Genomic DNA, 21,797 nt, shown 5'->3' on the forward strand with positions numbered 1-21,797 from the left:
GGGCCCGCATCCAATCAGTGCTCTACCTCCGGTACAGGCGTCCGAGGCTAGCCCTAAAGCTATTTCGGGGAGAACCAGCTATCTCCGAGTTCGATTGGAATTTCTCCGCTACCCACACCTCATCCCCGCACTTTTCAACGTGCGTGGGTTCGGGCCTCCAGTGCGTGTTACCGCACCTTCACCCTGGACATGGGTAGATCACACGGTTTCGGGTCTACGGCTACGTACTCATGCGCCCTGTTCAGACTCGCTTTCGCTGCGGCTCCGGCCTATCCGCCTTAACCTTGCACGCAACCGTAACTCGCCGGTTCATTCTACAAAAGGCACGCCGTCACACATAGACAGTGCTCCGACTAGTTGTAGGCACACGGTTTCAGGTTCTGTTTCACTCCCCTTCCGGGGTGCTTTTCACCTTTCCCTCACGGTACTGGTTCACTATCGGTCGCCAGGGAGTATTTAGCCTTGGGAGATGGTCCTCCCGGATTCAGACGGGGTTTCCCGTGTCCCGTCCTACTCAGGATCCACTCAGGAGAGGATGAAGTTTCGAGTACAGGGCTGTTACCTTCTATGGCTGACCTTTCCAGATCGATTCTTCTACCTCATCCTTTTGTAACTCCGTATAGAGTGTCCTACAACCCCGGAAGGCGAACCTTCCGGTTTGGGCTGTTCCCCGTTCGCTCGCCACTACTAAGGGAATCGCATTTGCTTTCTCTTCCTCAGGGTACTTAGATGTTTCAGTTCCCCTGGTGTGCCTCTCGCTGCCCTATGGATTCAGGCAGGAGTCCTTCCCCATTACGGGAAGTGGGTTTCCCCATTCGGACATCTCCGGATCAACGCTTGCTTACAGCTCCCCGAAGCGTTTCGTCGTTTGCCACGTCCTTCATCGGCTCCTGGCGCCAAGGCATCCACCGTGCGCCCTTCGTAGCTTAACCACATTGAAGGGTTTCTTTTATGGAATCCTTGTTTTGCGCGTGTTTCTTCTGTATCCAGTTTTCAAGGTACAACTTCTATGATGGGTTTAGAATGAGTACGTACTTTTTGTTTACAGGCAAAACCCACAAACAAAAAAGATACGTTCATTCCAGCCTGGCAACGTCCTACTCTCCCAGGGCATACGCCCAAGTACCATCGGCGCTGAAGGGCTTAACTTCTGTGTTCGGGATGGGAACAGGTGTGACCCCTTCGCTATCGTCACCAGACATCGTATGGTGGAGGCAAGCGGGATCGAACCGCTGACCTCCTGCTTGCAAGGCAGGCGCTCTCCCAGCTGAGCTATGCCCCCAGAATGCAAATGAAAACACCGACATTCCAACAAAACATTGTATGTTTTCATCGGTCGTCTTCATATTTTCTTTTTGTAGGAACGAAGTTCCTTCAAAAATGAACAGTGAAGGCTCATTGCGTGCCGAGACTCCGTAGAAAGGAGGTGATCCATCCGCACCTTCCGGTACGGATACCTTGTTACGACTTCACCCCAATCATCTGCCCCACCTTCGGCGGCTGGCTCCAGAAGGTTACCTCACCGACTTCGGGTGTTGCAAACTCTCGTGGTGTGACGGGCGGTGTGTACAAGACCCGGGAACGTATTCACCGCGGCATGCTGATCCGCGATTACTAGCGATTCCGGCTTCATGCAGGCGAGTTGCAGCCTGCAATCCGAACTGAGAACGGTTTTTAGGGATTGGCTCACCCTCGCGGGTTGGCACGCCCGTTGTACCGTCCATTGTAGCACGTGTGTAGCCCAGGACATAAGGGGCATGATGATTTGACGTCATCCCCACCTTCCTCCGTCTTGTCGACGGCAGTCTCCTTAGAGTGCCCAACTGAATGCTGGCAACAAAGGACAAGGGTTGCGCTCGTTGCGGGACTTAACCCAACATCTCACGACACGAGCTGACGACAACCATGCACCACCTGTCACCGCTGTCCCGAAGGAAACCTCCATCTCTGGAGGGGTCAGCGGGATGTCAAGCCCTGGTAAGGTTCTTCGCGTTGCTTCGAATTAAACCACATGCTCCACCGCTTGTGCGGGTCCCCGTCAATTCCTTTGAGTTTCAGCCTTGCGGCCGTACTCCCCAGGCGGAGTGCTTATTGCGTTAGCTGCGGCACTGAGGAGGTGGACTCCCCAACACCTAGCACTCATCGTTTACGGCGTGGACTACCAGGGTATCTAATCCTGTTTGCTCCCCACGCTTTCGCGCCTCAGCGTCAGTTACAGGCCAGAGAGCCGCCTTCGCCACTGGTGTTCCTCCACATCTCTACGCATTTCACCGCTACACGTGGAATTCCGCTCTCCTCTCCTGCACTCAAGCTCCCCAGTTTCAGATGGCCCTCCACGGTTGAGCCGTGGGCTTTCACACCTGACTTAAGAAGCCGCCTGCGCGCGCTTTACGCCCAATAATTCCGGACAACGCTTGCCCCCTACGTATTACCGCGGCTGCTGGCACGTAGTTAGCCGGGGCTTTCTCGTCAGGTACCGTCAGACCGGGAGGTCATCCCGGCGGTTCTTCCCTGACAACAGAGTTTTACGATCCGAAGACCTTCCTCACTCACGCGGCGTTGCTCCGTCAGACTTTCGTCCATTGCGGAAGATTCCCTACTGCTGCCTCCCGTAGGAGTCTGGGCCGTGTCTCAGTCCCAGTGTGGCCGTTCACCCTCTCAGGTCGGCTACGCATCGTCGCCTTGGTAGGCCGTTACCCCACCAACTAGCTAATGCGCCGCAGGCCCATCTGTACGCGGCTCAAAGGCCTTTCCATGCCGAACCATGCGGTTCGGCATCCTATCCGGTATTAGCTCCGGTTTCCCGGAGTTATCCCGGTCGTACAGGCAGGTTGCCTACGTGTTACTCACCCGTCCGCCGCTAACCTCAGGAATGCAAGCACTCCATCGGTTCGCTCGACTTGCATGTATTAGGCACGCCGCCAGCGTTCGTCCTGAGCCAGGATCAAACTCTCCAAAAAAGTTGAAGGTTGATACGCAAGCTCGTAAGCTAGCTCATAAAGAAAGAATGTTTTTCGGGCCCCATAAAAGTGCCTGAAATCAACTTTGAAGCTGACCTTCACTTTCACGGGATATTTACCTCGCACACAAACGAGTGTCACTGTTCAGTTTTCAAGGAACTTCTTTTATTTCGCCTCTTTTTAGCGGCGACTTTTTTATCTTATTATAACCTAAGATTTTTGTCAACAACTTTTTTTGCTGCTTTTATGTTGATTTCTTGTTGTGTTGTTATGAAAAGGTTCATTATAACAAAGCAAACTTTGAAAGCAAGTTTTTTGCCTCGTTACAGCGACAAGAAATAATCTATCACAGGGTCTTTCTGTATGTCAACACCTTTTATTATTTTTTACTTTTTTAAAAGAAAAAGGGCGGCTTACCACCCTTATTTCCCAACCTGATTAAACATGGATTTTGCAACCTCAATCATTTCTTCTTGCGGCATTTCTCCAGACAATGTATATTCTACTCCATCATGATCCCAGCGTAACGTTTTCTTAGCATCACCAGTCATTATCCCGATGGTGTAGCCCAGGTCTATAGGATCTCCTGTCACAAAGCTTGCAGTCGTTGCCTGAGATTTATTTTCCATAATATTGAAAGAATACGTTCCTTGATACCTTAAAACAATTTGGTAGCCATCTTCATCTTTTACTCTTGTTATTCCTTTTAACGATACGCCCTTAGGAAGATACATCGGCTCAATAAGCCCAAAGCTACTCTCATGCTTTCTGGCAGTAGCATCTGCTACAACCGGCACTGAATCCAAAATTGCCGCCTGCATGTTACGTTCTTTGTCAAAAGCATCTTTATCAAATTTCGGATTTAACTCAAAAGAACTATATTGTACTGTTATCATTGAGTTCATATTGCTGTCCATTACGTCAACGCGTACAGGCTCCAAAGATTTATTTAAAACAATTTTTTGGGTTGTAAGCGAACGATTTTGGTAATCGGCTTTTACTTCAAAAGTGTAGTTTTCTCCTTCACCTTGAAACTTTCTTGCTGTGTCATTTACAATGCTTTTTGCCAACGACTCATACAAATAAACCTGTCCATGCTTTTCAGGCCACTCGCTTTGAAAACGAAAACTTTTGTTCAAATGTGGAGTTAAAACAAAGACTCCTTCCTCATTCCGCAAAATAATCTGCGTAATGTTCCGCTGCTTCGACGTTAAAGCAATCCGATAAAAGTTTGGCTTTTTATACCATACTTCCACTTCATATTCCTGAGGAGTCTTGCCGGTTTGCAGTAAAAGAGATGCTCTAGATTTATACCCTGACATCTTTTCCACTTGTTTCGCTAAATCCCCTGCTACATCTTCGGATGACTTCGAACCGCAACCGACCAGAGCCAGACATAACAGCGATAATAAAACAAACAATGAAAAAACGCGTTTCAAGTTTTCAACTCCTTCGCCTTTTTTTCGACAAAGGAGGGATCCCATGTCAATTTCCTGGGAAATCTGTACGAAATGAGTCGCCTGCAAACGACAGTTTTTGAAGCGCCGGCCCGATCGCGTCGATAATATCGCCCGCCAATGTGGCGTACATCGACTTTGCACCACAAATTTCGCCAGCCAGTCCATGGATAAACACAGCCAACTGAATGCCCGATTCTATATCTTCGGTTTGTGCCAGCATTCCCGCCAGCATTCCTGTCAAAACATCTCCGCTACCGCCTTTGGCAAGTGCAGCGCTTCCCGTCGGGTTTACAAAAATCCTACCATCAGGAGTGGCGATTAAAGTGTATGTTCCTTTTAGTACCACGTAAACCTGGTACTTTTGGGCAAATTCACGCGCATAACCGACCCTGTCTTTTTCAACATCTGCCGTTTTGCATCCGCATAATCTGCCCATTTCTCCCGGATGAGGCGTCAAAATAACCGGACTTTTCTTAGCGCGAAGGATGGAAAGGTCTTCGGAAAGTAAATTCAAAGCGTCAGCATCCAAAATAAGCGGCACATCAACCATGCGAATAATTTCGCTAAGCCACTGATTCCCTCCTGTCCATTTACCTAGACCTGGACCGATAGCCACAACGTCAAATGAAGAAACACGCTGCTTTAAAAAAGCATAACTCCCGCACGCAAAGTGTCCTGATTCAGCCGGCCATTCCCAGAAGACAGGCTCGTTAATTTTACCGGCCACGATTGGCAACGCCGGTTCCGGGATCGCCAACGTTAATAAACCGCAGCCCGTCCTAAGCCCGGCAGCCGCAGAAAGTACAGGTGCTCCTGTCATCTCTTTTGAACCTGCAATTATCAACGCATGACCATACGTTCCTTTGTGTGAAAAGCGCGGACGCTGGGGCAATTTCTTCTGCATTCCTTCAGCCGTAAGCAGTTGATCTTTCAACACAAATTCACTCGTCGCCCGTGAAGGTATAGAGATATCAGCTACTACCAATTCACCAACATAAGCTGCGCCCGGATACAAAAAATGTCCCCACTTCGGAAAAGCGAATGTTACCGTGAGATCGGCTTGAACCGCATGTTGCAACGTTTTCCCTGTATCGCTGTCTACCCCTGTTGGAATATCAACCGCCACTACTTTACTCTCACATTGCTGAAGTTGTTCAATTACAAGAGGATAAGGAGGACGTAACTCTCCTCGTGTGCCTGTTCCTAACAAGGCATCAATAATGACGCGCGCTTTACGCATATCTGCCTTTAGTGCTTCATTTTGTCCTTCCCGCCATTCGCGTATGGTATAACCACAGTTCAGCAACATGTCCACTTGACGTCTGCAATCTTCGCTTCGCTTGTTCTCTTCTCCGAATAACCAAACCGAAACATCGCGCCCTCGGTTCATCAAATGACGTGCAACAACCAATCCATCCCCACCGTTATTTCCGGGCCCTGCAAGAATAACGATGTTGCCGTAAGGCCACCGTTTTTCCACTTCCCTGACGACTGCAACCCCTGCGTTTTCCATGAGAACGAGGCTTGGAATACCGATTTGCTCAATGGTGAACCGGTCAATCTCACGCATCTGCTGTGCGCTCACCACGTACATATCATTCCCTCCTAACCCGCGTTATATATGTATGTCCGGCCATCCGCCGATATGCAGACAAGTCTACCGCTTCTCTAAAATGCACTGGGCAACCGCGTATTGCTCACTATGCGAAATCGATAAATGGCAACAGCATTCGCTGTATCCAGTAATGTCATGAAGGAAACTACTTCTTATTACAACAATCGGTCTTCCCCCATTTTCGGGGATAATTTCTGCATCTCGAAACGAAAAACGTTTACCAATGCCCGTGCCCAGTGCTTTGGCAATCGCTTCTTTTGCCGCATAGCGCCCTGCCACAAATTCAGCTCTTCTTGCTTTCGCTTCCGGTATATACCCAATCTCCCGTTCCGTGAAAATACGATTCAGAAAGCTTTTTTCTTGCCTTGCAAGAATTTTTCTAATGCGGTCAAGTTCTACAATATCAATGCCCATACCGATAATCATGCGTTCTTCCTTCCCCTCGTTTTTTATCATTATAAGTGATTGCCAGCAAGAACACATCATCTACGCCATGCTCATAACTGAAGCCACAACCACTGCTTCGCTTTTTTACGCTTCGGTGACGGGCAGAAAGGCAAAAGACGTAAAGGAAGCAAAGGCGTATTATTGATCATCAATATCTCTGTTTCTTGCACATTAAAAAAATTGCAGCCAGTCCTTCACTGGACTGGCTGCTTGTAAAAACTAATGTTGTTCTACATATTCGCGGAGAGCGGTGTACAATGCATCCGCCACGCGTTGTTGAAATTCGTCTTTTGCCATTTCCTTCGCTTCCGTCGGGTTGGTAATAAATCCGACTTCAACTAAAACAGCTGGCATTTTTGTATTTTTGATAACATAGAACTTTGCTGTTTTTACTTTTCGATCATAAAACCCGGTAGCTTCTACAAAGTACTTGTGTATTGTTTGGGCGTATTCTTTGCTCTTCTCGGTGTAATAATACGTTTCGGTTCCTTTGGCGCTCGCCGAAGTGGCCGAATTGATATGAACAGAAATGAACAGATCAGCATTTTCCTTGTTTGCCAATTCTACACGTTCTGCCAAGGTGGGATACGTATCTCCCTCGCGCGTCATAATAACCTGAAACTTGGAATCTGCCCGCAATTTGTTAGCCAAACGTTGCGCTATTCCTAGCGTCAAATCTTTCTCCTTTAGGCCGTTACCTCCCGCTCCCGAGTCGGTACCGCCATGGCCCGCATCAACAACAATCTTCACCTTTTCTTTAGAGGACAACCGAGCCACTGGTGGTACAGAAGTCGGTGTATTAACATTGTCTTCGGACGGACTTGTCACAGAACCTTCGCCACCATTAGATGGTTCAATAACAGCCGGAACATCCGGTGATTGCGTTGCTGGGGGGACAGGTACCGGAGGCTGCGGATACTGTACATCTTTCAACCTTACTTGAATGCCATCCTGATTCGAAACCAAGTCATACTTCGCCGAACCGACCAATTCCATCACTACGCGAACTGTATCTGGAGAAAACTGACTATACCGTACTTCTTTTATTGCGGAATTCGCCTCTCCGTTAAGCGGAAGCGGTGACGCAATCGCTAACTGCGCGTTCTGCACATCGATTACAATACGAAACGGTGCTTTCATGACTTGATCTTTTGCTCGGGGCTTTCCAATTGTTTTAATTTCTAATACATTTCCAGATTGGCTAATCCCCGTTACCTTTATTTTAGCTGGTGCTTCCGGCTTTGCTTCCGGCTTCTTGGGCTGCTCCTCCGATGCCGGGCGCTCCGCCTGAGACGTTAGAGTATAGATAGTCTTACTCGCGTTCCAGCTGCCCGTGCCATGAACAAGTTCTGCAAGAAAGGATAACGGCACTGTAATTTTGTTATCAATTTTTTTGTATAAACCCGCAGACACTGTTTTTGCTTCCCCGTCTTTTATAAACACAACCTTATCTTTTTGCGACTTTATAGTATATCCGGTAGATGCAGCAATTTTTTGCGCATCGACAAAATATGTACCGTTATGATTGTATATATCGGCAGCGACAGCTTGTCCATTTATGCGAAGCTGTACAGGATTGTTCAAAATAACGCTTTTCGTCTTTTCTTCCCAGCCGACTTCCATCCCCAACAATTCTCCTACAGCCCGGAAAGGAAGAAACGTCCGATTGCTAATAATAACCGGAGCTACATCAAGTTTTTTATTTGAACTATTCACACGTGCCGTTTTGGAATGAATCGTTAACTCCACTTTTTTGTTGCCATTTGATACGGTCACCCGGCGTGTTTTCGCGTCCCATTCAACTTTCATTCCCATGCCTTCCTGCACAATATAAATCGGTACAAGCATACGGCCGTTTATCAATTGGGGAGGAACATCCGGTTTTATCCGTTTGCCATTCATCCACAATTGAATCGAGGCATTAGAAGCAGCCTGAACGGTAGCAGACCATACGCCTAGCAAAAGAAAAAGAAATATCCCTATCCTCCGCCACGCTTTTTTCATCCATATCCTCTCTTTCTCCATAGTTTTACACTTCTACTCTCGTTTCGACAAATAAACATATTTATTGGAAGCATTTTCTCTCATTGTACTACTTCTTTCTCTAAGATTGAACAATTTTCCCATACAAAAAGGCCGCATGTTTCTAAGATAAAACTTACTTCAATTTCCTTTTTGGATGATTTCCATTAAAGAGAAAAAAGCGCATTAAAAAGTATAAGACTGGAATTAAAAGACAAAGACTTATGATGAACGCAACCACAAGCAAAAGTCCCAACTGTGAGCTGGTAACGCTGGCACGAATCATCAAATATGGGTACAGCAGATAAGGCATATGGGATACTCCATAACCAAAAAATGCGAATCCAAACTGCAACATAACCATAATAAACGCTGTCCCCAGCGCCTGACGCTGGGCGATAAAATAGACAGCAATTACAAAAAAAAGCAAAGAAGCAATAAACATCCAGCTGACGTCAATCATTTGACCAAAATGCCAAGCATTGTGAGCACGTAGTGTTATAAATACAATTACGCTTGCCAGAAGGGTCGGACCGCTCCAAAAGAGTGCGAAACGACGCAACAATTCCATTGCTTCAGTGTTCCCGACCTTATTAGCGTAATACGTAAGAAAACTAGTGCTAATAAACAACACACTAACAATTGCCAGAAGAACTACCGCCCATGAATAAGGACTGGTAAACAGCAAGCCCGGCGTAAATGCCATATATCCTTCTGGTTGCTCCGTAATGAATCCCCCTTCTGAAATCGTAAAAACGGTAGATAAAGATGCGGGAATTAACAGGCCTGTAATTCCGTAAATGAATAAATAACTTAGATTTTCCCGCGCACCAAAATGGGCAAGCGCATAGAAAAATCCGCGTACAACCAATAACATAAGCGCAACGCTCCCTGGTACCAAAAATACTGCGCCATAATAGGTTGCAGCATCTGGGAAGAAACCGATGAGTCCGGCAAAAAAGAAAACAAGAAAAACATTCGCTATCCCCCAGACAGGGGAAAGATAACGGGCAATAATACCATTTATAATATGATCTTTCTTTTTCCACTTTCCGTAAAAAAAGAAGAAGCCGGCACCAAAATCAATGGAGGCAACAATTAAATATCCGTATAAAAACGTCCACAGTACTGAAATCCCAATGGCTTCATACGACATACCGTTTCTCCCTCCCTATTCTAGTGCCTCGCTTTTTGAACTTTAGCCGTATCATACTTTTCTCGAGCAATGGAAAACTTTACCACCTTTTTTTATACCATCTATTCTCCAATCACAATTATAGCAGGAACATCACTTTAAGCGTGGTAAAAACGGCAGTTCTTGATATATTATGCCACCAAATGGCATCAGTCAGGGCAGAAAAAAAGCAGGCGTCCCAAGAAAACACCTGCTTTATGGCTTGCTTTGTGGTTTTTGCGCGTCCGCGGCCGCCGCTTTTGAACTTAAAATCATAATTTCCACTCGGCGGTTTTTAGCTCGGTTTTCCGGCGTATCATTCGGAGCTACCGGGTGATATTCACCGTAACCTGCGCCTGAAAGACGCTCTGGTTTAATCTTATATTCCTCCGCAAGATAACGAACTAGATTCATAGCGCGAGCGGCAGAAAGCTCCCAGTTAGAAGGATATCGTGCGTTATGAATCGGAACATTATCCGTATGCCCCTCAATCCGCAACGGATTGTCGATAGAATTAATAAAATTAAACATATCCTTAATAACCTTCTTCGCTTCCGGTTGCAGCGTAGCATCGCCAATCGCGAACAAAACGGTTCCAGTAATCGTTACGTTAATCCCGTTCTGGTCTATGTTAATTTTCACGTTTTTATCCAAGCCTTTGGCCTGCGTATATTGCTCCATTTTTTCTTTAATTTGTTCAAACCGTTCTTGTTCGGATGGAACTTCGTTCTTTTTCTTTTCCTTCCCTGTATTTATGTTTGCCGAAGAAAGCGCAGCTGAGCCGGGCGCCGGCATTACAAGTGAAGCACCCGATCCTGTTATCTGGCTAAATGATTCCCGCAAAGCCTGGAATTTCTTCGCGTCAACCGCGCTCATAGAAAAAAGAATAAGAAAAACAATAAACAATAAAGTGATAAAGTCAGCATAGGATATCAGCCAACGCTCTAAATTAACATGACTATCATGCTTCTGCCTCTTTCTGAACATGTGCTTCTTCACCGCCCGCCTTTGTATTCCGATGCGCTTCAGAAAGGAAGACAAGCAGCTTCTCACGTAACGCAACCGGGTTCATTCCTTGCTGCACACCAATGATACCTTCAAGGGCGATTGTCAAATAAAGCACTTCATCTTTTGACTTTGCCTTCAACTTCTCGGCAAAGGGAAAGAAGAATAAGTTTGCAAACGCCACCCCATAAAGCGTGGCAAGAAAAGCAGCGCTAATGGATGGCCCCAATGACTCTGGTTCATTCAAATGTGTCATAATCACTACCATATGCATAACGGTTCCCAAAATCCCGATGGTGGGGCAATAACCGCCCGCGTTCTCAAAAATTTTGGCGCCGTGCTGATGGCGAGTTTCCATAGCAGAAATATCATACTCCAGCATTTCTCCTATGATCGATTGATCGACCCCGTCAACCGCACTACGTAATCCTCTTACAATAAAAGGATTATCGATCTTTTCTATCTCCTGCTCAAGCGAAAGCAATCCTTCACGACGTGCCTTCCCTGCCAATTGCTCCATTTGGTTAATCAGGCCCATATAATCCAATTTCTGTTCAGTAAACAGTTTCTTAAAGAGCTTGGGCACTTTTTTCAATTCGCTCGTAGGCAGCGAAAGAATGACCGCTCCCATGGTTCCACCAAGAACCAGTACAAATGAAGACGCGCTCCAGAGGAGATTCAGATTTCCTCCATCATAGAAAAAACCGAACGCCGCAGCGGCTAAAGCTACAAGAATTCCGATAATTGAGGCTAAATCCATTTGACATCCCCTATTTCTCTCGATAGTTCTCTTTTCATTACAATGTTCTTATATATGTATCGGCACAAATGAGACAAAATCAAGACTATTTGAGCAAGATAGGACTAAAGTAAAAAAGAGATTTTTTACCTATCGATATCCGGGGTTTTGACAGCGATACTTCTACCATACGCGAGGATTCGCGAGATAAAAAAATTCCTGCATTTGTTCAGCTAAAATATTACGTCCAATACGCGCCATAGCAAAATTAGCAGCATGCGCCTGAATATCAGGATCGTCCGTATAGACTTCTTCCATGCCCGCTGACGCAAGCAAGCGTTTTAGCATTCTTTTATATTCATACACATCAACACCGCTATTTTTTAAATCCCAATGCCAATAATATTCAAGAGCAAGTACAATCTGATTTTCAATATCTCTGGCATCAGCAAATAAACGCTGTAAAATACGACGAGCAATTTTTTGACGGCGATACGAGGGAGCCACCTCTAAAGCCCCCATCATTCTAATATAAGGGAGCGCTTTCCAGCGCTCCTCCGAATCAGGGGGCAAAAGTGTGGCATATCCAACAATCTGGTTATGATGGACAGCTGCGGAAATTTGCATAGCTGTCTCTTCCAGCACTCCCCGCAAATATGAACATTGCTCACCCGGCTCACGGAAACAAGCCAAACCTGAATGAAACGGATAAATCAGTTGCTGTGCTGAAAATACTGAAATAAATGTAATCCCCTCATAATCGTTACGCATACTTATTCCCAACTTTCATCTTTATAATTATCAATGGGATACAAGTAATACGGCGGCAAATCATCCACAAGATGATATTCACCGATTTGCTGATCCTCCCACAACACAATGAGAAAAAGTTCGTAAACCGCAAGCACCTGTCCTTGCATCCCGTCAAACCGTTCTACTCGCATTCCTTCACTAAATTGTAAATGCATAATCTTTCCCTCCCTGTCCCCTTTTCATCCTTAACATTTTCAATTTTCTGTTTACTAATGCCGCTCTATTATTTGGTCAAAATTGTTTGCAGAACAAGTTTTTCTGCGACTTGATAGGGAAAAGTCTAGGGTCAAGTACTTTCCGTGACACCAGACTTTCCCTTCCTAGCTAATCAAAGAAAAGCAAAGGAGCAATAAAACTTCAAAAATAAAGGAGATTGGTTCTAAAACTCAGGGATTTAACCATCTTTACAACTCATCAAAACCGTTCTCTTTCGTTACCTTGGCATAAGTGCGGGATTTTCCCTCGAAAAAATCCGTTTTTGTTTGGTTCAGGGCTTCATCTGAGAACGGCCGGATCCACGGCATGCAATTATCCACTCCCTTATACGCTTTCTCAAGCCCCATCATGGACAATCGCTTATTTACAATAAACCGGATATAACGGTCAAATTCTTCAAAATCAATACCTTCGACTCCTGTCAGAACATGACGAGCCCATTTCATTTCCAATTCAACCGCTTGGTGCATTTTGTGATACACAAAGGCGCGGTTTTTCTCTGTATTTAACTCAGGATAATCGTTCAATAGAAGCTGAAACACTTCTCCGAAAAAGAACGTATGCTGAGCCTCGTCCCGCTGAATGTAGCTAATCATCTGACTGGTTCCCAGCATCTTCTGGTGACGAGCCAGATTGTAGAAAAAAGCAAACCCGCTGTAGAAGAAAACTCCTTCCAGAATCATGTCAGCGACAAGCCCCTCGAAGAAAGTCTGAGGACTTTTTTGATCCCGAAAACGCTGGTACATGTCTGCAATGAAAAGATTTCGCTCCAGCAACACCTCGTCATGTTTCCAGTATTCAAATACGTCTTTTTGAGTCTGGTAATCAACCAGGCTGGAGAGCACATAAGAATACGATTGATTGTGAATCACTTCCTGCTGGTTAATAATAGCGGCAATTGCCACCAGAGAGGAATCTGTAAAGTATTGCCCAACATCGGTCACAAAATTGGTCTGCATGCTATCCAAAACAGCAAGAAGCCCGATAATTTTCTTAAAAGCGTCCTGCTCGATCGGTGTCAATTCCGAAAACTGCTGCTTGTCCTTGTTCATCGGAATCTCGGACGGAATCCAGTGGTTGGAAATTAACACCTTGTACAGCTTATACATGGCCGGGTGTCGGATATCGTCCCAGTTTAATACCCCAGAACACTTGCCATTAATGATTTTGTTTGACTTGTTTGGAGCGTTTGTCTCAAAAACTTTCTGTTGCTGCAGCATTTCCGTTCCCCTTTCTGCTATTATGTGCAGGCTTCGCACTGATGAATCTCAATCGCACGGCTGCGGATGTAGTAGGTTGTCTTCAATCCCTGTTTCCAGGCCTCCATATGCAACCGTAGTAAATCCCTGGCATGGATGTCAGGACGGACATATAAATTGATACTTTGTCCCTGATCGAGATGACGCTGGCGGGCGGCAGCCTGTTTGATCGACCAGTGCTGATCCAGATGATACGCTCCCTTGTAGTACCACAGTGTGCGAGAAGACAAATCGGGAGCTGGATTGGCAATTTTGTATGTGGTCTTCTCTTCATAAGCGACCGGCTCGAACACTGGATCAACAGAAGCGGTGGAGCCAGCAATCAGCGACGTTGAGCCGGTTGGTGCAATGGCCATCAGATATCCGTTTCGAATGCCGCATACGGCTACTTCTTTCGCGAGTTCTTTCCACTCGGGAGAATCATAACGTCTGCGGACAAAATATTCTCCATTTTCCCACTCGCTGCCTGAAAAGAGCGGATAGGCTCCTTTTTCTTTCGCTAATTCCAGTGAAGCGCGAATGACTAAATAATTGATTCGTTCAAACAACCGATCGTTGAATCTAACCGCCTCTTCACTTTCCCATCTGATTTTATTGACGGCGAGCAGATGATGTAATCCAAAAGCTCCAAGCCCAATGCCTCGATACTTTTTGTTAGTATAGTGGGCCTGTAGAACATCAATCTGATTTACGTCAATCACGTTGTCCAGCATGCGCACCTGAATGGGAATTAATCGTTCCAATACGTTTGCGGGTACCGCACGCCCCAGATTAATGCTGGAAAGATTGCAGACAACAAAATCGCCCGGTATTTTCCGAATCACAATCTCTCCGTCCTGTAACACTTCTTCGCACACCGTTGTAGGAGACATGTTCTCTAGAATTTCCGTACACAAATTGCTGGAGTAAATCATTCCCGCATGTTTATTCGGGTTCGCGCGGTTAACAGTATCCCGGTAGAACATAAACGGAGTTCCCGTTTCCAACTGCGAGATCATGATCCGCTTCATGATTTCTATAGCCGGTACCGTCACACGGCTCAAGCTGGCATTACGGACGCACGCTTCGTAACGTTCGCGAAAGCTGCCTTGCCCCGGCTCCTCATCATAGAAATCCTCCAGAGAAAAGCCCATTACATTGCGAACTTCATGCGGATCAAATAAATAAAATTCCTCTCTGTTTTCTACCGCTTCCATGAAAAGATCAGGGATACACACACCCGTGAAGATGTCATGCGCCCGCAAGCGCTCATCACCGTTGTTCATTTTCAAATCTAAAAAAGCCAGGATATCTTTGTGCCATACATCGAGATAAACAGCAACGCTGCCGTTTCTTGTTCCAAGCTGGTCGACGCTTACCGCCGTGTTGTTCAGTTGGCGAATCCAAGGAATAACCCCGCTCGATTTGTTTTCATAGCCGCGAATGGAAGAGCCACGAGCCCGCACTTTTCCCATATATACGCCGATGCCGCCTCCCATTTTGGACAGCCGGGCAATATCGGTGTTGGAATCGTAGATGCCTTGCAACGAGTCATCAACCGTGTCCACAAAGCAGCTGGAAAGCTGGCCCCCCCTTGCTTTTCCCGCATTCGCCATAGTCGGCGTTGCCACCGTCATATACTGATGACTCAGTGCCCAGTAGGCTTCTTTCACCAGCGCCAATCTTTTTTCTCTGGGTTCTTGCATCATGAGGTGCATAGCAATGATCATAAATCGCTCCTGGGGCAGTTCAAACAGGTTGCCGGTGTAATCCCTGGCCAAATACCGCTCGGCAAGAGTAACAATCCCCAAATAAGTAAATAGCTTGTCCTTTTCGGGATCGATCTCTTGTTCCAGTTCCATAATGTCTTGTAAGCGGTAGGCCGTTAGCATCTCCTTTTGATAAATGCCCTTTTCCACTAACTGCTCCAACAGGTCGAGAAAAGAACCATAGGGACGAGAAAGTCTGAATGGGTATGCACGGCTTCGGGCCACTTCGTGATACAGCGCAATGATATATGCTCTAGCTGCAACATAGGTCCATTCCGGCTCCTCTTTAGAGATCAGCTCCGCGGCTGACATGGAAACGATTTTCGCCAGTTCTTGTTCCGTTAGTTCTTTGTGTTTCCCTTTCGCGAACGTACCCCGAATAAGCGCATCCGCATCTAATTGGGGAAAATCACTCAAGATATCGCTGATGAGTGAAGGAACCTGTTTATCCATATCAAAAACAAATGTTTGCAATTCTTCCATCTCCTTTGCGGTAATAAAAAAAGCATCCTCTCCCGTTGGGTATAAGGATGCTTGTAATAGGCAATGAAAAAAGGCATACCTGTGCCTAAGCTTAACGCGCCTAAGAAAGGGCAAACGCCCTCATGACTGATTACACCTCCCCATCCTCGTGGTTCCAACGGTGCTTTCTTTATGGCAGGTCTCCTGGCTTACGGATCATCGCTTCTCTATACCTTCCCATTTCAGTCTTATGAAACAGTGGTGAATCCAAGAGTTGCTCCCCGTTCACAGTGGCGGGACCGCGCCGGACTTTCACCGGTCTTCCCTTTTAAGTGTTTACCTGATCTCTTAGTAAGATAAAAAATCATGCAAACACACCATAAAGCTTACCTATATTTAGTTTTATAAGGAGATTATAACATAATATATTGTGGTTAATAAAGGAACCTTTTGGGCATTTCAGAAGAAAGCAGAACATTCCTTAACTTAAAGCGGCTCCCGGCAAAAACCAGGAGCCTTCCTTCATACAAAACGACTTCGCTTTTTTCTTTTCCACAAGTAATAAATGACAAGCACCGCGCACGCGGCCAAAACAAACGCGTCCCCGTAATGTAAATACGTTTTAATCTCCGCCCAATTCTCACCTAGAATCCAGCCTACATAGGCAAGGGCCGTACACCACATCGTCGTGCCAAGAAAACTATAGACAATAAAACGCAAAAATGGCGCACGTGCCATTCCCATAGGCAAGGAGATAAACGTACGGATAGCCGGAAGCAAGCGAGTAAAGAACCCAACACTATCTCCATGCCGGGCCAACCAGCGCTGCGCACGTCGTACTTCATGCAGCGGGAAGATGAACCTAAGCGGCCCCTCCAACAAATGTCCATAACGATGCCCGATGATATATGCGACAACGCAACCGATCGTGCCTCCAAAGCTTCCCGCCGCAATCGCAAAAACCAGGTCCATCTTGCCTTGAGAAGCCAAAAAACCGGCGAACGGCATAATTAGCTCGCTCGGAATCGGAATACAGGCGCTTTCTAGAAGCATGCCGAGAAACACACCCATATACCCCAGATAGTCGATAATGGCGGTAATCCAGGATCCAATCGTTTCAAGCATTTTTCCCATAAGTCCGTCCCCCTTTATCAACTATCCTATACACAAAATCAGTTTATAGAACCCTTGACCTCTTTGTTTACCTCAGCTTGGCCATCCACCGGATTTTCCAGAAGTTCACGAATGTATTCTTTTGTCCGCTCTGCACGTGGATCGATTACCTGTGCCCCACCAATCGTTTTTTCCCGCAAAATCGTAGAAGGCGGAATTTGTTCCGTCTGTAGATTCTCCAGATCGATTTTATAGGCCAGGTTTGCCAGACGCAACATATCGGTGGAACCCATATTAGTCGTTACATAAGGAGAAATAGCCTCCAGCACACGCGGCACTTTCCAGATACTCGTTCCACTTTTCGCCTTTTCAGCCAAAGCTTTCAAGAATTTACGCTGCCGCTCTGTCCGGCTGAAGTCGCCCATTTTGTCGTGGCGGAAACGCACATATTGCAGCGCTTTACGACCATCCAGGTGCTGATAGCCTTTTTTCAGCAGAATATCATAGTACCCATTATTTTCATACAAATAGTATTCCATGTCTTTTTCAACATACAAATCAACGCCGCCAAGCGCATCCACTACTTTTTCAAACCCTTTAAAATCGGTCACTACATAATATTGAATCGGAAGCCCGGTTAAATTCTCCACCGTCTCAGCCATCAATTCCGGGCCGCCAAGTTCATATGCAGCATTAATCCGGTTTTTTCTATGACCCGGAATTTCTACCCATGAATCGCGCAAAATAGAAAATAGATGCGCTTTTTGAGTTACCGGGTCGATGCTTACTACCATAATTGAATCTGAACGCGTAGACTCCTCATAATCACGCTTGTCCACACCCAACAATAAAATATTGACACGTTCTTTTCCCGTCCATTCCGGAAGCGATGTCGCGGTGCCCGGTTTCTGAATTTTCGTCGTGAAAGAATAAAAAGAATAGGCGTAATACGCACCTAACCCGATTCCGAATAATAACAAAAAAACAAACGTCATTCTTAGAATGGTTTTTAACGTTCTCATGGAATTAACAAAACATCCTTTCTTTACAGTGAGCAAAACACCATTCTTTATTATAGCGCATCAGGATGTTTTATCACTATGTTTAATTTCATGCCATTACACCAGATAGTATTCGCTTATTCTTTTTATCATAACAACTACCATTTACGGAAATACTGCTTGCTTGTGAAATAGATGCCGAATCTTGTACCGTCCGGCCTTACCAGATGATAATCCCCGTTGCGCTTTTTCTGCGGCCGCAGCGGCACAACCGTCAAATCGGGCTCCAGCCCAAGAATCAGTCCCCGCTCCATATCTCGGCTTGCGATAATAATATCCTTCTTGACAGAAACCGGTGTAACTGACGGATAATAACGATTTTGACCAACCGCCCGCATAACTCCTGCCATTGCCCAATCACTGCTGGTCGCATTGCGCACATGGTTTAAAAATGAAACGCCTACTTGAACCATTTGCGGCTCAGCCCCAAACAAATAAACGGGATACTTTCCATTTATTTTATGTTCTTTCTTTCCCAGCGCGATAATTTGCTCCGCAATATAGCGATCCGCCTGACTTACATTTTTATAATCAACAATCTCCGCTACATTCACAACGGTGAAAATAAATGTCAGGCTGGCGATCAGCATACCGTATACAGCCCGTCCCACTCTCTTTCTAACTATCAGCAACAGCAAACCGTCCACAAGAAGCGCAAGCCCTATGAAAGACGGAAATACATTGCGCAACGCCAGTCCGCTTTTATCAAGAATAAAGAACGGGGAAAGCGGTACAACTGCTATGATAATTCCGAGCAGAATCTCCACGCCCGGTCGGCGCAACCTGCTTTCCTTGTCTGCCATCCGGAAGGCCAGCCAGCCGATAGTCAGCGCCACGATTGTAATCAAGAATAAGTAAAGATAGGAATGATTCTTCAACAAAAGAGACAGGCCACGTCCAAAACCGATACTGTAAAATTTAGTGTGCAACAATACGACAATATCATAAAATTCATGAAACACACCACCCGTATGAACAAGCAACCTTTCCCATGGAACAAGCTGTCCCCGTTCGGCGGTATTGCCCCCTTCTTTAAATACCACATAATAAATTCCAATAAATCCGACATTTAAAATAGGTAGCCAAAGCAAACGCCATCTTTGTTTCCAGAGCATAATCAGAAAAGAACAAGCCGCGCCAAGCGCAATAATTTGCTCATAAAAACCAAAAGACAAAAGCTGAACAATTACAAAACCTGCAACATATCCTATTTTTTTCTTCTGTTCAAAGCTCAGCACAAGCAAATAAAGCGAAAGAAGCATCAAGAAAAGCCCCACGACCAACCGTGATGAAGCGGACAGCCAGTATGTCGCTTCGCTGCCCAAAGGAAGAAGGCCGAAGATAATGGCTACCGCCGTTCCCAACGGCAAACCTAGCCTGTCGAAAATGCGATAAAGTAAGTAGCAACTGGCCGTATGTAAAGCCGTAATAATCACAAGCGCCCCGGCAAGATTCGGCCAGAACTTACCCCATACGAACAAATCAAACAATGAAGCGAGCGGTCGTGTATGATAGCTGTAATTTAGAAAAATTTGCCGAAACGGGTCGTCATAAAGCTGAAACGCCCCATATTGAATCCAGTCATCTAGCACGGGATAATAGCGAAACTTTTCATATCCGTATTTTAATGCCATAGCTGCACCAAACAAAAACCAAAACCATGGCAAAAGCTGTAGTTTTTTCTTCTCGCCCAATGATTTTACTCCTTCCTTCGTTAGTCCTGTTCCTATCTCGAAAAAAAGAAGACAGGTCTCCGCCTGTCTTCCTTTTCTCTATCGTTCTGATAGCCGGGCACGTTGCCGTTTTGCCACATTGCGGTAAATCTCCCTAACCGTAAACTCGCCCCGCATAAAGTAATAAATGCTAAGCGGGAGCAAAGCCGCATACTGAACCAAGTGAAGCAGCACGGACAAAATTGCCCTTTGAAACGCGTGCACATCAAACAAAGATAACGAATAGATGCAAGCATACTGAAATACCCCGATACCTCCCGGCGCGGACGGGATCAGCATAATCAAGTTCGTCAGCACAATGACGACCAGGCTCGCTACCCAGGCTTTGCTGCCGTAAATCCCAACCGCCATTAATCCGAATACGGTCGATAAGTATACGCATCCCCAAGAACAGACAAGATAACACAACGCACGCACAATCACAAGCGGTGATTTAAAAACCGCAAGGCTATCGAGAAAATGAAACAATCTGCGTGCTACCGCTGGCGTTTTTTCTGATGCCAGCACACGCGGACGCAAACGCAACGCAAGCAATAGCAGCAGCCCCCCTGCTACCATCGCTGCAAGCATCAGGTTGCGAATAAGCTGTAGTTTCGCTTCTACCACAGGCTCAAACGGGACAAAAAATGCGACGCTGACCGCAAGCACAATCAAAATAAATACGTCCAACAAACGTTCTAGCACAAGGTTTACGCCCACTGATGCGTAATCTCTTCTCATCTGTCCGATTGTCATAACGCGGATCGCTTCCCCCATCCGAAATGGGAGCAGCATGTTCGAACCGTTGCCCATGCATACTGACGCAAACATTTTCCTGACAGGGATGTCCGGCGCAAACCCTCTTGTCCAGGATAATGCGCGAAACCACTGGCTCGCTGCAAAAGCGAATACCGCAAGCAACACATAGAAATAATCAACCGGGTAACGCAGCAAGCGAGCAATATTTACATTTCCAAGATTGCGATAGGCTAAAAACAGAAACAGACACGTAATGGCAATACCAACAGCAAGCTGTATGTACTTACCCCTCATGTCGCACTTCCTTTAGCTTATTGTAAACGCCATTCCAATCATTTGTTCGCACCTGCAAGGCATCCCGAAACATCTTCCATGAATCTCTGATAATGTGTACTTTCGAATCAACGGAATGACGCAGATTTACAGGAATCCTCTCGATATGATACCCATACTTGCGAGCTAAAAATAACATCTCAAAATCAAAGCCGAAGCCCTGAATAGTCAACTGCGGAAAAATTACGCGTGTCGCCGCCTTGGTAAATCCTTTGAATCCGCACTGGGTATCCGGGATGTCCAAATGTAATACCGCGTTAATAAACCGTGAAAATACGGCGGAAGCAATTTTTCGCGACAACGGATATGGAACGTCTGACTGTTCCTGGTACAAGTCACGTCCACCGATAACAAGATCCGCTTTTTTAGCATAAAATACATGAAGCGCTTTTGTAATGCTTTCCAACGGATACGGCAAGTCAGCGTCCATAAAGAATATATACTTCCCCTTTGCAAGCAGCATACCGTGCTTCAAAGCCATTCCCTTGCCCATATTTTTCTTCAGCGATACAACCTGAAGACAAGGGTGACCCAATGCTTCTACAACGGCTACTGTTCCGTCAGTGCTGCCGTCGTCTACAACAAGCACCTCATAGCTTGCAAAGTGATTGTCCATAAAAGGCATGACCGCCTCAAGCGTATGTTTGATTCTTTTTTCTTCATTGTATGCCGGAATGACAAGCGATAGTTCCATTTCCGAACACGTCCTTTTTCTTGGCAATCCAGGAGATTTCGCCTCTCCCACATAGATTATAATTATACCCAAAAACATAAAACCTGTATATGGTGTCGATGAAATTTTCCTGCAATTGGACAAAAACCTTTCAATATTCAGCACCACCTTCTATTCCAGCAAGCAATAAAATGCCCATAAAATAATGCCTTGTCCGTTCCAAGCC

16 protein-coding genes, 1 tRNA gene, 3 rRNA genes and 1 riboswitch (1 of these 21 running past the window's edge) are annotated in these 21,797 nt (G+C 45.9%); all 20 genes read right to left on the minus strand.

All coding sequences use genetic code 11. The annotated features are described in order from the left end of the window. Positions 1-932 (minus strand): 23S ribosomal RNA (locus ACH33_RS16520); it reaches 2,004 nt to the left of the window's first position. A gap of 152 nt (positions 933-1,084) precedes the next feature. Beyond that, positions 1,085-1,199: ribosomal RNA gene (gene rrf / locus ACH33_RS16525) — 5S ribosomal RNA — on the minus strand. A gap of 7 nt (positions 1,200-1,206) precedes the next feature. Further along, positions 1,207-1,282 (minus strand) — tRNA-Ala (locus ACH33_RS16530). Positions 1,283-1,419: 137 nt separating this feature from the next. Continuing rightward, positions 1,420-2,960 (minus strand): 16S ribosomal RNA (locus tag ACH33_RS16535). The 16S, 23S and 5S rRNA genes sit together here with 1 tRNA gene alongside, the layout of an rRNA operon. A 422-nt stretch (positions 2,961-3,382) precedes the next feature. Beyond that, positions 3,383-4,399: a DUF4367 domain-containing protein gene (locus ACH33_RS16540; RefSeq protein ID WP_057900439.1), complete on the minus strand. Its 1,017-nt coding sequence runs from the start codon at positions 4,397-4,399 to the stop codon at positions 3,383-3,385. Positions 4,400-4,445: 46 nt separating this feature from the next. Beyond that, positions 4,446-6,014 (minus strand): bifunctional ADP-dependent NAD(P)H-hydrate dehydratase/NAD(P)H-hydrate epimerase, encoded by a 1,569-nt coding sequence (locus ACH33_RS16545; RefSeq protein ID WP_057899980.1) that lies wholly within the window; start codon positions 6,012-6,014, stop codon positions 4,446-4,448. 63 nt (positions 6,015-6,077) lie between these two features. Next, the gene (gene acpS / locus ACH33_RS16550; RefSeq protein ID WP_057899981.1) at positions 6,078-6,461 is read right to left on the minus strand and encodes a holo-ACP synthase; all 384 of its coding nucleotides are present in this window, start codon (positions 6,459-6,461) and stop codon (positions 6,078-6,080) included. Positions 6,462-6,701: 240 nt separating this feature from the next. Next, the gene (locus ACH33_RS16555) at positions 6,702-8,486 is read right to left on the minus strand and encodes an N-acetylmuramoyl-L-alanine amidase family protein (RefSeq protein WP_057899982.1); all 1,785 of its coding nucleotides are present in this window, start codon (positions 8,484-8,486) and stop codon (positions 6,702-6,704) included. A 154-nt stretch (positions 8,487-8,640) separates the two neighbouring features. Continuing rightward, positions 8,641-9,660, minus strand: a complete 1,020-nt coding sequence (locus tag ACH33_RS16560) for a cytochrome d ubiquinol oxidase subunit II (RefSeq protein WP_057899983.1) — start codon at positions 9,658-9,660, stop codon at positions 8,641-8,643. Positions 9,661-9,894: 234 nt separating this feature from the next. Next, positions 9,895-10,665, minus strand: coding sequence for an OmpA family protein (locus tag ACH33_RS16565; protein ID WP_057899984.1), 771 nt, complete (start codon positions 10,663-10,665; stop codon positions 9,895-9,897). After that, the gene (locus tag ACH33_RS16570; RefSeq protein WP_057899985.1) at positions 10,640-11,443 is read right to left on the minus strand and encodes a flagellar motor protein; all 804 of its coding nucleotides are present in this window, start codon (positions 11,441-11,443) and stop codon (positions 10,640-10,642) included. Before ACH33_RS16570 ends, ACH33_RS16565 begins: the two co-directional genes overlap by 26 nt. Before the next feature lie 162 nt (positions 11,444-11,605). Then, on the minus strand, positions 11,606-12,193 hold the full coding sequence (locus ACH33_RS16575; protein WP_057899986.1) for a GNAT family N-acetyltransferase: 588 nt from the start codon (positions 12,191-12,193) through the stop codon (positions 11,606-11,608). Positions 12,194-12,195: 2 nt separating this feature from the next. Continuing rightward, complete coding sequence (locus ACH33_RS16580; protein WP_057899987.1) at positions 12,196-12,390, minus strand: hypothetical protein; 195 nt, start codon at positions 12,388-12,390, stop codon at positions 12,196-12,198. Positions 12,391-12,639: 249 nt separating this feature from the next. Then, positions 12,640-13,668 carry a ribonucleotide-diphosphate reductase subunit beta gene (locus ACH33_RS16585; RefSeq protein WP_057900440.1) on the minus strand — a complete coding sequence of 343 codons (1,029 nt, stop codon included), beginning with the start codon at positions 13,666-13,668 and terminating at the stop codon, positions 12,640-12,642. Positions 13,669-13,691: 23 nt separating this feature from the next. Beyond that, entirely contained in the window at positions 13,692-15,911 is a 2,220-nt protein-coding gene (locus ACH33_RS16590; protein ID WP_236782038.1) for a ribonucleoside-diphosphate reductase subunit alpha, read from the minus strand. A 186-nt stretch (positions 15,912-16,097) separates the two neighbouring features. Then, a riboswitch (cobalamin riboswitch) is annotated at positions 16,098-16,317 on the minus strand. Positions 16,318-16,442: 125 nt separating this feature from the next. Continuing rightward, on the minus strand, positions 16,443-17,054 hold the full coding sequence (locus tag ACH33_RS16595; RefSeq protein WP_057899989.1) for a DedA family protein: 612 nt from the start codon (positions 17,052-17,054) through the stop codon (positions 16,443-16,445). Between the two features lie 38 nt (positions 17,055-17,092). After that, positions 17,093-18,055 (minus strand): LCP family protein, encoded by a 963-nt coding sequence (locus ACH33_RS16600; RefSeq protein WP_057899990.1) that lies wholly within the window; start codon positions 18,053-18,055, stop codon positions 17,093-17,095. Positions 18,056-18,192: 137 nt separating this feature from the next. Beyond that, complete coding sequence (locus ACH33_RS16605) at positions 18,193-19,788, minus strand: hypothetical protein (RefSeq protein ID WP_057899991.1); 1,596 nt, start codon at positions 19,786-19,788, stop codon at positions 18,193-18,195. Positions 19,789-19,866: 78 nt separating this feature from the next. Further along, positions 19,867-20,859 (minus strand): lysylphosphatidylglycerol synthase transmembrane domain-containing protein, encoded by a 993-nt coding sequence (locus ACH33_RS16610; RefSeq protein WP_057899992.1) that lies wholly within the window; start codon positions 20,857-20,859, stop codon positions 19,867-19,869. Beyond that, positions 20,849-21,592 (minus strand): dolichyl-phosphate beta-glucosyltransferase, encoded by a 744-nt coding sequence (locus ACH33_RS16615; protein WP_162265055.1) that lies wholly within the window; start codon positions 21,590-21,592, stop codon positions 20,849-20,851. The genes ACH33_RS16610 and ACH33_RS16615 overlap by 11 nt, the downstream gene beginning before the upstream one ends. Between the last annotated feature and the right edge of the window lie 205 nt (positions 21,593-21,797).

Source organism: Aneurinibacillus sp. XH2 (assembly GCF_001439585.2).
Lineage (GTDB): Bacteria > Bacillota > Bacilli > Aneurinibacillales > Aneurinibacillaceae > Aneurinibacillus > Aneurinibacillus thermoaerophilus.

Coding starts and splice junctions, on each gene's coding strand:
- ACH33_RS16545 (WP_057899980.1), bottom strand. CDS start 6,014: ATGTACGTGGTGAGCGCACAGCAGATGCGTGAGATTGACCGGTTCACC.
- acpS (WP_057899981.1), bottom strand. CDS start 6,461: ATGATTATCGGTATGGGCATTGATATTGTAGAACTTGACCGCATTAGA.
- ACH33_RS16555 (WP_057899982.1), bottom strand. CDS start 8,486: ATGAAAAAAGCGTGGCGGAGGATAGGGATATTTCTTTTTCTTTTGCTA.
- ACH33_RS16560 (WP_057899983.1), bottom strand. CDS start 9,660: ATGTCGTATGAAGCCATTGGGATTTCAGTACTGTGGACGTTTTTATAC.
- ACH33_RS16565 (WP_057899984.1), bottom strand. CDS start 10,665: ATGTTCAGAAAGAGGCAGAAGCATGATAGTCATGTTAATTTAGAGCGT.
- ACH33_RS16570 (WP_057899985.1), bottom strand. CDS start 11,443: ATGGATTTAGCCTCAATTATCGGAATTCTTGTAGCTTTAGCCGCTGCG.
- ACH33_RS16575 (WP_057899986.1), bottom strand. CDS start 12,193: ATGCGTAACGATTATGAGGGGATTACATTTATTTCAGTATTTTCAGCA.
- ACH33_RS16580 (WP_057899987.1), bottom strand. CDS start 12,390: ATGCATTTACAATTTAGTGAAGGAATGCGAGTAGAACGGTTTGACGGG.
- ACH33_RS16590 (WP_236782038.1), bottom strand. CDS start 15,911: ATGGATAAACAGGTTCCTTCACTCATCAGCGATATCTTGAGTGATTTT.
- ACH33_RS16595 (WP_057899989.1), bottom strand. CDS start 17,054: ATGGGAAAAATGCTTGAAACGATTGGATCCTGGATTACCGCCATTATC.
- ACH33_RS16600 (WP_057899990.1), bottom strand. CDS start 18,055: ATGAGAACGTTAAAAACCATTCTAAGAATGACGTTTGTTTTTTTGTTA.
- ACH33_RS16610 (WP_057899992.1), bottom strand. CDS start 20,859: ATGAGGGGTAAGTACATACAGCTTGCTGTTGGTATTGCCATTACGTGT.
- ACH33_RS16615 (WP_162265055.1), bottom strand. CDS start 21,592: ATGGAACTATCGCTTGTCATTCCGGCATACAATGAAGAAAAAAGAATC.